Here is an 11,628-nt window from a genome sequence, read left to right on the forward strand (position 1 = left end):
TTGAATGGATTGAGTTGATTCAATAGGTGGCGAGGTTGTTACGAGATGTTTTTTTGCTATCAGTGCCTGTTTTTCGGTCGTTATGACTTTAATTATTTGATTTATAAGCTTATTAATTCTTGTAAAAATATCTTCACGTTACGGTGTATATCGATTCAATCGTCGCATCAATCGACTCAATTTATCGATTGGGTCGATTTATTAGTTGCCTAACCTCCATGTGATATGCTCGGATATTCATCATTTCTACGATGGGCAGTGATCATTCATGTGGGTTCCCCAGCTAAGCGAGTTCAGCCAGCCGATGTATTTGTCGATTGCCGATGCGTTGGCGCGCGATATCAGCAACGGCGTCTTGAACGAAGGTGATCGTCTACCCACCCTGCGGGAGCTGGCCACCACCCTGAATGTCACGCCGGGCACCATCAGCCGGGCCTACAGCGAAGCCCATCGACGTCGTCTGGTGCAGGGGGAAGTAGGGCGGGGCACTTATGTGCTCAATCAGAAGCAGCTGGAACTGCCAGCCAGCAACAGCGCCGCGATGCTGAACCTGGGGCAATCTGAATTACTCGATCTGTCGATCATCAAGCCCTACAGCGAAACCCTGGAATACTGGTTGCGCGGCGCGTTGGTGGGCATGGCCAAGAGCACCGACTTCGCCCGTACCCTGGATTACGCGCCGGACGGCGGTCACCCGGCTCATCGCGAGGCGGGTGCGCAGTGGTTGCGCCATTCGTTGCCCGATGCGCAATGGCAGCAAGTGGTGATCACCGCCGGTGCCCAGCATGGCTTGATGGTCGCGATGAGTGCCCTGACCAACGCCGGTGACCTGGTGCTCTGCGAAGAGCTTTGCTACCCCGGCATCATTTCCCTGGCCCATGGTCTTGAGCGCCGCTTGCGCGGCGTGCCGATGGATGATGAAGGGATCATTCCCGAAGCACTTCGCGAACTGTGCCTGCGGGAGAAACCGGCGATGCTGGTTTGCGTCGCGACCTGCCAGAACCCGACGGCGGCGATCATGTCGCAAAAACGCCGAGCACAAATCGCGGCACTGGCCGAAGAGTTCGACTTCATCATCCTGGATGATGACATCTACGGCTTTCTCGCCACCGACCCATCGATCAAGCCGTTGTCGGCGTTTGCGCCGGATCGTTCGGTGTACCTGACCAGCCTGTCGAAATCGGTCATGCCGGCGCTACGTGTCGGCTATATCTATAGCCCGCCCAAATTGCTGTCGCGCCTGACCTCGATGGTGCGCAGCAGCGTCTGGATGCCGTCGCCGCTGACCGCGCAATTGGCCAGCAATGTGATCACCGAAGGCCTCGACAAAAAACTGATCCGCATCCAGCGCAACGAAGCCGCCGGGCGGCAAGCAATTGCCCAGGAAATCTTTGCCAATTTCGAGCTCAAGACCCAGCCGTATTCCTACCACGTCTGGTTGACGCTGCCTGAGCCGTGGACCAGCGACGAGTTCACCATGCTGGCTCGGACCCACGGAGTGCTGGTGCTCAGTGGCACGCAGTTTCAAGCCGAACGTTCCGGGATTACCCGCTGCGTGCGGCTGGTACTGATGTCGCCCACCAGCCAGGACGAATTGCGCTTCGCCCTGACCAAGCTGACCAGCCTGATCGATTCCGACCCGCGACGTTACTACTGAGATCACGAGGGTAGCCTGAAAGCAAAAAGGGCGCCCGAGGGCGCCCAAAATCACCTTAACCGAGGAGCCAGGTGAGGCCGTTCGTGTAACGGCAGCGGTGGTAAGGCGCTGCGTGAACGGAATTGCGCGGTGCGCCCGGCAAGGGGCGCGCCATTGTTTATTTGCCGAGTTTTACCCGGGTCCAGTCGCGGTGAAACGCGACGGAGTTAAGCCGTCGCAGCGATCGGTTGGGTAACAGGTCGTTGTGAAGCAGGTTGTTTCCAGGATTCGCTCGCGGTCTGATCCATGGCTTCCTGGATCGCACGCTTGCGACTGGCTTCGGCTTTGCGGCTGAAGTACCAGACCATGAACGTGACGATCGAAACGGCCAACAGAATCAGGCTGGCCACGGCGTTGATCTCGGGTTTCACGCCCAGGCGCACGGCCGAGAACACTTCCATCGGCAGGGTGGTCGACCCTGGGCCGGAGACGAAGCTCGCCAGCACCAGATCGTCCAGCGACAGGGCGAACGACATCATGCCGCCGGCGGCCAGCGATGGCGCGATCATTGGAATGGTGATCAGGAAGAACACCTTCAATGGCCGAGCACCGAGGTCCATGGCCGCCTCTTCGATGGACAGGTCCAGCTCACGCAAGCGCGCCGACACCACCACCGCCACATAGGCGGCGCAGAACGTAGTGTGGGCGATCCAGATGGTGACGATGCCACGTTCCTGCGGCCAGCCAATCATCTGCGCCATCGCCACGAACAGCAGCAACAGCGACAGACCGGTGATCACTTCCGGCATCACCAACGGCGCGGTGACCAGACCGCCGAACAGCGTGCGGCCCTTGAAACGGGTGACGCGGGTCAGCACGAAGGCGGCGAGGGTGCCCAGCGCTACGGCGGCAACCGCGGTGTAGCAGGCGATTTCCAGCGAGCGCACCACCGAGCCCATCAGTTGGGTGTTATCCAGCAGACCGACGTACCACTTCACCGACCAGCCGCCCCAAACCGTTACCAGTTTCGAGGCGTTGAACGAGTAAATCACCAGGATCAGCATCGGCAGGTAGATGAACAGCAGGCCGAACACCAGCATCATTCTTGAAAAACCGAAACGGTTCATGCCCGTCCCTCCATCTCTTTGGCTTGGCTGCGGTTGAACAGAATGATCGGCACAATCAGGATCGCCAGCATCACCACCGCCAGGGCGGACGCCACCGGCCAGTCGCGGTTGTTGAAGAACTCCTGCCACAGCACGCGACCGATCATCAGGGTTTCCGGGCCACCCAGCAGTTCCGGAATCACAAACTCACCCACTACCGGAATGAACACCAGCATGCAGCCTGCGATGATGCCGTTCTTGGCCAGCGGTACGGTGATCTTCCAGAAGTTGTTGAAGTTGCTTGAGCCCAGGTCTGATGCGGCTTCCAGCAGACTCTGGTCATGCTTGACCAGGTTGGCGTACAGCGGCAGCACCATGAACGGCAGGTAGGCATACACCACGCCGATGTAGACCGCGGTGTTGGTGTTGAGGATTTCAACCGGCTCTGAAATCAGCCCGGTCCAGAGCAGGAACGCGTTGAGCAGACCGTTGTTGCTGAGAATACCCATCCACGCATACACGCGGATCAGGATCGCCGTCCAGGTCGGCATCATGATCAGCAGCAGCAACACGTTCTGCGCTTCCTTGCTGGCCTTGGAAATTGCGTAGGCCATCGGGAAGCCGATCACCAGGCACATGGCCGTGCTGAGGGCGGCCATTTTCAAGGAGCCCAGATAAGCCGAAATGTACAGCTCGTCGTCGCCCAGCATGGCGTAGTTGCCGAGGTTCAACAGCAGCTGGAATTTCTGCTCGGCGAAGCTGTAGATCTCGGAGTAGGGTGGAATGGCCAGGGCTGCTTCGGAAAAACTGATCTTCATCACCAGGAAAAACGGCAGCATGAAGAACAGGCACAGCCACAGGAATGGAATACCGATCACGACTTTACGGCCGCTCGGCAAAAACCGCTGAAACTGCTGAGTGAGAGTGTTCATGCGCGCAGTACCACGCCGCTGTCGTCTTCCCACCAGACGTAGACTTGGTCGTCCCACGTTGGGCGTGTGCCACGGCGTTCGGCGTTGGCCATGAACGACTGCACGATCTTGCCGCCAGGCAGCTCCACGTAAAACACCGAGTGCCCGCCGAGGTAAGCGATGTCATGCACTTTGCCCTGGGACCAGTTGTAACGGGTCTCGGGTTTGACGGTGCTGACCAGCAATTTTTCCGGGCGGATGGCGTAGGTGATCGACTTGTCCTGCACCGATGTACTCACGCCGTGACCGACGTAGATCTTCTGTTCCAGGTCCGGGCTGTGAATGATCGCGTGACCTTCCAGATCTTCTACAACCGTGCCGTCGAAGGCGTTCACGTTACCGATGAATTCGCAGACCATGCGGCTGACCGGCGCTTCATAAATGTCGACCGGGCTGCCGATCTGGGCGATCCAGCCCAGGTGCATGATCGCGATGCGTTGGGCCATGGTCATGGCCTCTTCCTGGTCGTGGGTCACCATCACGCAAGTCACACCGACGCGCTCGATGATTTCCACCAGTTCGAGTTGCATCTGCGAGCGCAGCTTTTTATCCAGTGCGCCCATCGGCTCATCGAGCAGCAGCAGCTTCGGCCGTTTGGCCAGCGAGCGGGCCAGTGCAACACGCTGGCGCTGACCGCCAGAGAGCTGATGCGGCTTGCGCTTGGCGTACTGGGTCATGTGCACCAGCTTGAGCATTTCTTCGACGCGGGCTTCGATTTCACTGGCGGGCAGACGGTCCTGCTTCAAACCGAAGGCGATGTTCTGCGCCACGGTCATGTGCGGGAACAGGGCGTAGGACTGGAACATCATGTTGATCGGCCGCTCGTACGGCGGCATCTCGGTGATGTCTACGCCATCGAGGTAGATGCGCCCTTCGGTCGGTCGCTCAAAGCCTGCCAGCATGCGCAGGAGTGTCGATTTGCCGGAGCCCGAACCGCCCAGCATGGCGAAGATTTCGCCTTGGTAGATGTCCAGGGATACATCGTCTACGGCAACGGTTTCGTCAAACTTCTTGGTTACGCGGTCGACTCTCACCAGAACCTTCTTGGGTTGCTGATTACCTTCTAGAGCCTTCCTGTAAATGCTGGAGGCGATTGCCATGTGAAACTCCCAACAGGTGTCAGTCGTCGGGCCAATGCGGCCTGACTTAATAGTTGATTGCGAACCCGCACCGGGTACGGCCCTTGTGGGAGCCGAGCTTGCTCGCGATGAGGCCCTGACGGTCGACATCAATGCTGACTGTCAGGCCGCCATCGCGAGCAAGCTCGGCTCCTACAGGGTTACCCGCGTCGGTCGGGCTAATTCGGCGCCGCCGTCCTGGCTGCCTGGTCGTACTTGTTGTTATTGCGGTTTGTTGTTTTCGTGAGTCACGGATGCGCAAGGGCGCGCCCGCCAGACTCACGGGGGCAGTAAATTGATAAATCGAGTGTTAAGTCAGCGCGTATTACGCAGCGCCGCCCGTTGTCGGCACGCGTCGCCGAACGCCTGGAAAATACTCAAGTAGGGAGGGTTGGCCAGGACCTGCCATTCCGGGTGCCATTGCACGCCGAGGGCGAAGGCCTTGCTGTGTTCGACATGCCCTCTATCAACAGAGAAGGCCTCGATCAGGCCGTCGTCTGCGATGGCCTCGGCGCGCAGGCCGGGGGCAAGTCGGTCGATGCCTTGGCTGTGAATCGAATTGACCTGGAACACCGGCGGCAATGCCAGCGCCTGGAACACACCGCCCGGTTGCACGTTGACCGCATGAGCCGGCGCGTACTGCATCGCCAGATCCGGATGATCTGCTTCCCGGTGATCAAGCATGCCGGGCAGTTCGTGAACCTTCTGATGAAGGCTGCCACCGAACGCCACATTCATTTCCTGAAAACCGCGGCAGATACCGAGCACCGGAACGCCGGCGGCAATCGCTGCACGCAATAAGGGAAGGGTGGTGCTGTCCCGGGCAGGATCGTGATCCGTGCCGGGTGCGCTGGCGGGGCCTTGATAGTGGAAGGGTTCCACATTCGACGGCGAGCCGGTCAGCAGCAAACCGTCGAGATTCGCGAGTAGCTCATCTATTTCGGTCAGATCGCCTAAGGAAGGAATGACCACCGGCAACCCCAAAGCCGCGACGCTGACAGCACGCAAGTACTTGTCGCCGCTGACGTGGTAGGGGTGCAGGCCAATCTGTTTGACGCACGCAGTAACGCCGATCAATGGCTTGAGTGCCATTTTTATCACCTCGAAGTTTCACACTTGAACGAGCTTTTCCGGAGCTTAGCCTCGTTGATTTTAATTAACAACTCTCATGTAAAAAATTCTCAACGCCGTACGTCCGATGTTCAGGGTTTTTGCTCGCTAAAAGGCTGGTGTGGCGCTCTCGTGCCCTGAAAAGGCCCGAAAAATAACGCTGAAAGGTCAAGTGTTCGCTATTGACTTCACTTTGCCTTTCGGATTGACTGGGCTCGTGAAAGTGCGGTGAACATAATAATTAACAGCTAATAGGTGCATCATGTCGGTCCCTCTGCGTGCCGTTCAACTCAACGAAGCAAACGCATTCCTTAAGAAATATCCTGAGGTTTTGTACGTCGACCTTCTGATTGCGGATATGAACGGTGTGGTGCGCGGCAAGCGCATCGAGCGCACCAGTCTTCATAAGGTTTACGAAAAAGGCATTAACCTGCCGGCATCACTGTTCGCTCTGGACATCAACGGTTCCACGGTGGAAAGCACCGGCCTGGGTCTGGACATCGGTGACTCCGACCGAATCTGCTACCCGATTCCCGGCACCCTGAGCATCGAGCCTTGGCAGAAGCGCCCCACCGCGCAACTGTTGATGACCATGCACGAACTCGAAGGCCAGCCGTTCTTCGCCGACCCGCGTGAAGTGCTGGCCAATGTGGTGCGCAAGTTCGACGAGATGGGCCTGACCATCTGCGCCGCGTTCGAGCTGGAGTTCTACCTGATCGACCAGGACAACGTGAACGGTCGTCCGCAGTCGCCACGCTCGCCGGTCTCCGGCAAGCGTCCGATGTCGACCCAGGTGTACCTGATTGACGACCTCGACGAATACGTCGACTGCCTGCAAGACATCCTCGAAGGCGCGAAAGAGCAGGGCATTCCAGCTGACGCTATCGTCAAGGAAAGTGCGCCGGCGCAGTTCGAAGTGAACCTGCACCACGTCTCCGACCCGATCAAGGCCTGCGATTACGCGGTACTGCTCAAGCGTCTGGTGAAGAACATCGCCTACGACCATGAGATGGACACCACCTTCATGGCCAAGCCGTATCCGGGCCAGGCGGGCAACGGTCTGCATGTACACATTTCGATTCTCGACAAAGAAGGCAACAACATCTTTGCCAGCGAGGATCCCGAGCAGAACGCCGCATTGCGTCACGCGATCGGCGGTGTGCTCGAGACCCTGCCGGCGCAGATGGCGTTCCTCTGCCCGAACGTCAACTCGTACCGTCGTTTCGGTGCACAGTTCTACGTGCCGAACTCGCCGAGCTGGGGCATCGACAACCGCACCGTTGCGGTCCGTGTGCCAACCGGTTCTGCTGACTCCGTGCGCATCGAACACCGGGTTGCCGGCGCCGATGCCAACCCGTACCTGCTGATGGCCTCGGTGCTGGCCGGTATTCACCACGGCCTGACCAACGAAATCGAGCCGGGCCCACCGGTCGAAGGCAACAGCTACGAGCAGAACGAACAGAGCCTGCCGAACAACCTGCGCGATGCACTGCGCGAGCTGGACGACAGCGAAGTCATGGCCAAGTACATCGACCCGCTGTACATCGACGTGTTCGTGGCGTGCAAGGAAAGCGAGCTGGCCGAGTTCGAGAACTCCATCTCGGACCTTGAGTACAACTGGTACTTGCACACGGTCTGATTGGCTAAAGCCCGTCATTTAAGGTGAAAAACCTGCGAGATTGGTGATGTACACAGAGCATGTGTCCACCGCCAATCCCCTGTGGGAGCGAGCTTGCTCGCGATAGCGGTGGATCAGTCGCCATCAATGCTGAAAGTGATGGCCCCATCGCGAGCAAGCTCGCTCCCACAGTGACCGCAGTTTTCTGATCCTTAACCGACAGGCCTTAGTCCGACGACTACCTATTTCTCTGCGTTGAGTCACTTCAATGGCAATTACTCGCAGCGACTGGGAGCAACGCTTCCAGTCCTTAACAATCGAAGGTCGGGCATTCATTGACGGCCAATACTGCTCGGCACTCAGCCGCGACACCTTTGAATGCATGAGCCCGGTGGACGGCCGCTTTCTGGCGAACGTCGCCAGCACCGACGAAGCCGACGCGAATGCGGCGGTGTTGGTTGCGCGCCGCACGTTCGAATCCGGCGTCTGGGCCAAACTGGCCCCGGCCGAGCGCAAGCGCATCCTGATTCGTTTCGCCGATCTGATTCTGGCGAACCAGGAAGAGCTGGCGCTGCTGGAAACCCTCGACATGGGCAAGCCGATCAGCGACTCCATGGCCATCGACATTCCGGCGACCGCCAACGCGATCCGCTGGAACGCCGAAGCCATTGACAAGATCTACGACGAAGTCGCCGCCACGCCTCACGATCAGTTGGGCCTGGTGACTCGCGAACCGACAGGCGTGGTCGCGGCCATCGTGCCGTGGAACTTCCCGTTGATCATGGCCAGCTGGAAGTTCGCCCCGGCCCTGGCGGCGGGTAACTCGTTCATCCTCAAGCCTTCGGAAAAATCGCCGCTGACGGCGATCCGCATCGCTCAACTGGCGATGGACGCCGGCATCCCGAAAGGCGTGTTCAACGTCCTGCCGGGCTTCGGTCACACCGTCGGCAAGGCGCTGGCGTTGCACATGGACGTCGACGTTCTGGCCTTCACCGGCTCGACGGCGATTGCCAAGCAACTGCTGATCTACGCCGGGCAAAGCAACATGAAGCGCGTTTGGCTCGAGGCTGGTGGGAAGAGTCCGAACGTGGTGTTCGCCGACGCGCCGGATTTGCGCGCGGCAGCACAAGCGGCGGCCAGTGCGATTGCCTTCAACCAGGGCGAAGTCTGCACCGCCGGTTCGCGTTTGCTGGTGGAACGTTCGATTCGCGAGCAGTTCATTCCGCTGTTGGTGGAAGCACTACAAGCCTGGAAACCGGGGCATGCCCTGGACCCGGCGACCACCGTCGGCGCGGTCGTCGATCAACGCCAACTGGACAACGTGCTGCGCTACATCAGCATCGGCAAAGAGCAGGGCGCCCAACTGATCGCGGGCGGCAGCCGCACCCTCGAAGACACCGGTGGCCTGTACGTGGAGCCGGCGATTTTCGACGGCGTGACCAACGCCATGACCATCGCCCGGGAAGAAATCTTCGGCCCGGTGCTGTCGCTGATCACCTTCGACACGGCTGAAGAAGCATTGGCGATTGCCAACGACAGCATCTTCGGTCTGGCCGCCGGTGTCTGGACCAGCAACCTGAGCAAGGCCCACACCTTCGCTCGCGGCTTGCGCGCCGGCAGCGTCTGGGTCAACCAGTACGACGGTGGCGACATGACTGCACCGTTTGGCGGGTTCAAGCAGTCGGGTAACGGTCGGGACAAATCGCTGCATGCGTTCGATAAATACACCGAACTCAAAGCGACCTGGATCAAGCTCTAACACTTTTACAGCGGCGGTCGCAGGCGTGTGCCTGCGGCCATCGGAGAAATGTATGAAACAAAGCTCTGTTAAACAAAATCATGTAAACAGCTACTACGCCGCGACCCGCAACGAGACTATCGATTTTCCGGTGCTCGAAGGACTGGTCGAGTGCGATGTCTGCGTCATCGGCGCGGGCTACACCGGTTTGTCGTCGGCCCTGTTCCTCAGTGAGGCGGGCTACAGCGTTACCGTGCTGGAAGCCGCCAAAGTCGGCTACGGCGCCAGCGGTCGCAACGGCGGTCAACTGGTCAACTCCTACAGCCGCGACGTCGATGTCATCGAACAGCGTTATGGCGACAAGACTGCCGAAGTACTGGGCAGCATGATCTTCGAAGGCGCGGACATCATCCGTTCGCGCATCAAGCAATACGACATCAAGTGCGACTACAAACCCGGCGGTATTTTCGCGGCGCTGAACAAGAAGCAGCTCAAAGGCCTGGCCGAGCAGAAAAGCAGCTGGGAGCGTTACGGCAACAAGAACCTGAGAATGCTTGACGCCAAGGACATCGCCAAAGAAGTCGGCTCGGACAACTACGTCGGCGGCCTGCTGGACATGCAGGGCGGCCACATTCACCCGCTGAACCTGGCACTCGGTGAAGCCTCGGCCATCATCGGCCTGGGCGGCAAGATCTACGAGCAATCGGCAGCGGTGGAAATCACCTACGGCGAGCCGATCACCGTGCGCACCGCCAAAGGCGTGGTGCGGGCCAAATACCTGCTGATCGCCGGCAACGCCTATTTGCCTCAGGACCTCGACAACCGCGTCACCCGCAAGAGCATGCCCTGCGGTTCGCAAATCGTGGTCACCGAGCCCTTGTCGGCCAAAGTCGCCAAGAGCCTGATCACCAACAACTACTGCGTCGAAGACTGCAACTACCTGCTCGACTACTACCGCCTGACCGCCGATAACCGCCTGCTCTACGGTGGCGGTGTGGTCTACGGCGCCCGCGAACCGGATGACATCGAGCAACTGATCAAGCCGAAAATCCTCAAGACCTTCCCGCAGTTGAAGGACGTGAAGATCGACTACCGCTGGACCGGCAACTTCCTGCTGACCATGTCACGCATGCCGCAATTCGGCCGTATCGAGAAAAACGCCTACTACATGCAGGGCTACAGCGGCCACGGCGTCACCTGCTCGCACCTGGCCGGCAAGCTGATCTCGGAAATGATCCGCGGCGACGCTGAACGCTTCGATGCCTTCGCCTCGTTGCCGCACATGCCCATGTTCGGCGGCCGCACCTTCCAGGCCCCGCTGACCGCCATGGGCGCCGTGTACTACGCCATGCGTGACCGCTTCGGTATCTAAACGATGTGCTGATAGGTATCTACACATCTTTGATGACCGCTGATAACCCGTAGGAGCTGCCGAAGGCTGCGATCTGTTGATCTTGATCTTGATCCTGATCTTCGGCGGCTTCATGGACGCCAAAACCAAGATCAAAAGATCGCAGCCTTCGGCAGCTCCTACAGGGCTGGCAGCAGGCCCAACGGCCTTTTTACCCAGCCGTTTATCGAAGCTGCTGAGCAACACGAACAAACGTGATTTAATACCCGCCTTTCACGTTTCTGGGACAGGGAAGCGGTGTTTTTCGCGGCCAAAAGTCGCCCGCCATCCACCCCCATAACCCTTAAGTATTTCTCGCATAAGGCTGTCATGGACACGGGCTCACGACTCAAATTAGTACGCGAAAGCTACAAACTGTCCCAGCGCGAGCTGGCCCGTCGTAGCGGCGTCACCAATGCCACCATCTCCCTGATCGAACAGAATCGCGTCAGTCCCTCCGTCAGTTCCCTGAAAAAACTCCTCGAAAGCATTCCCATGTCTTTGGCGGACTTCTTCACCTTCGATCAACCGCCCCAAGAGCACAAATACGTTTTCCGTGCCAACGAGCAGCCCGACCTGGGCCGTGATGGCCTGCGGTTGCTGCTGATTGGCGCGTCGGTGCCGAGCCGGCAGATGCGGCTGTTGCGCGAGCAATACGCGCCGGGTGCCAGTTCGGGCGAGGAGCCGATTGTGCATGTGGAAGGGGAGGAGTGTGGGCTTGTTACCCGTGGCACGGTTGAGTTGACCGTGGATGGGCAGGTTAGTGTGTTGAATGCCGGGGATGGGTATTACTTTCCGACGACGCTGCCGCATCGGTTTCGGAATATTGGGCAGGATGAGGCTGAAATCATCAGCGCCAACACCCCTGCGAACTTCTGATCTCTAAAATGGACGCCGACCTGTAGCAGTCTTTGGCAGTTGCTACAGGCATTCTTCACAGT

Annotated in this window: 9 protein-coding genes; 5 read left to right on the forward strand and 4 right to left on the reverse strand. The window is 58.9% G+C overall.

Annotation, left to right across the window (positions count from 1 at the left end):
• The first annotated feature begins 268 nt into the window (after window positions 1–268).
• Window positions 269–1,657 (forward strand): aminotransferase-like domain-containing protein, encoded by a 1,389-nt coding sequence (locus BK659_RS23735; RefSeq protein WP_123427624.1) that lies wholly within the window; start codon window positions 269–271, stop codon window positions 1,655–1,657.
• 206 nt (window positions 1,658–1,863) lie between these two features.
• On the opposite strand, the gene BK659_RS23740 is transcribed toward BK659_RS23735, so the two are convergent.
• The 4 genes from BK659_RS23740 to BK659_RS23755 form a co-directional block, all read right to left on the reverse strand.
• Window positions 1,864–2,763, reverse strand: coding sequence for an ABC transporter permease subunit (locus tag BK659_RS23740; RefSeq protein WP_123427626.1), 900 nt, complete (start codon window positions 2,761–2,763; stop codon window positions 1,864–1,866).
• Complete coding sequence (locus tag BK659_RS23745; RefSeq protein ID WP_185015465.1) at window positions 2,760–3,641, reverse strand: ABC transporter permease subunit; 882 nt, start codon at window positions 3,639–3,641, stop codon at window positions 2,760–2,762. The genes BK659_RS23740 and BK659_RS23745 overlap by 4 nt, the downstream gene beginning before the upstream one ends.
• A 29-nt stretch (window positions 3,642–3,670) precedes the next feature.
• Window positions 3,671–4,813, reverse strand: coding sequence for a polyamine ABC transporter ATP-binding protein (gene potA / locus BK659_RS23750; RefSeq protein ID WP_123427629.1), 1,143 nt, complete (start codon window positions 4,811–4,813; stop codon window positions 3,671–3,673).
• Window positions 4,814–5,146: 333 nt separating this feature from the next.
• Entirely contained in the window at window positions 5,147–5,923 is a 777-nt protein-coding gene (locus tag BK659_RS23755) for a gamma-glutamyl-gamma-aminobutyrate hydrolase family protein (protein ID WP_123427631.1), read from the reverse strand.
• Between the two features lie 280 nt (window positions 5,924–6,203).
• Between BK659_RS23755 and BK659_RS23760 the strand changes: the two genes are divergently transcribed.
• The 4 genes from BK659_RS23760 (at window position 6,204) to BK659_RS23775 (ending at window position 11,566) form a co-directional block, all read left to right on the forward strand.
• Window positions 6,204–7,580 carry a glutamine synthetase family protein gene (locus BK659_RS23760; RefSeq protein ID WP_123427633.1) on the forward strand — a complete coding sequence of 459 codons (1,377 nt, stop codon included), beginning with the start codon at window positions 6,204–6,206 and terminating at the stop codon, window positions 7,578–7,580.
• A gap of 247 nt (window positions 7,581–7,827) precedes the next feature.
• Window positions 7,828–9,318 (forward strand): aldehyde dehydrogenase, encoded by a 1,491-nt coding sequence (locus BK659_RS23765; protein WP_123427636.1) that lies wholly within the window; start codon window positions 7,828–7,830, stop codon window positions 9,316–9,318.
• A 52-nt stretch (window positions 9,319–9,370) separates the two neighbouring features.
• The gene (locus tag BK659_RS23770; protein WP_123427637.1) at window positions 9,371–10,669 is read left to right on the forward strand and encodes an NAD(P)/FAD-dependent oxidoreductase; all 1,299 of its coding nucleotides are present in this window, start codon (window positions 9,371–9,373) and stop codon (window positions 10,667–10,669) included.
• A 348-nt stretch (window positions 10,670–11,017) separates the two neighbouring features.
• Window positions 11,018–11,566, forward strand: a complete 549-nt coding sequence (locus BK659_RS23775) for a cupin domain-containing protein (RefSeq protein ID WP_123427639.1) — start codon at window positions 11,018–11,020, stop codon at window positions 11,564–11,566.
• The last annotated feature ends 62 nt before the right edge of the window (window positions 11,567–11,628 follow it).

Origin of the sequence: Pseudomonas brassicacearum, from assembly GCF_003732225.1 — a bacterium.
Classification (GTDB): domain Bacteria; phylum Pseudomonadota; class Gammaproteobacteria; order Pseudomonadales; family Pseudomonadaceae; genus Aquipseudomonas; species Aquipseudomonas brassicacearum_E.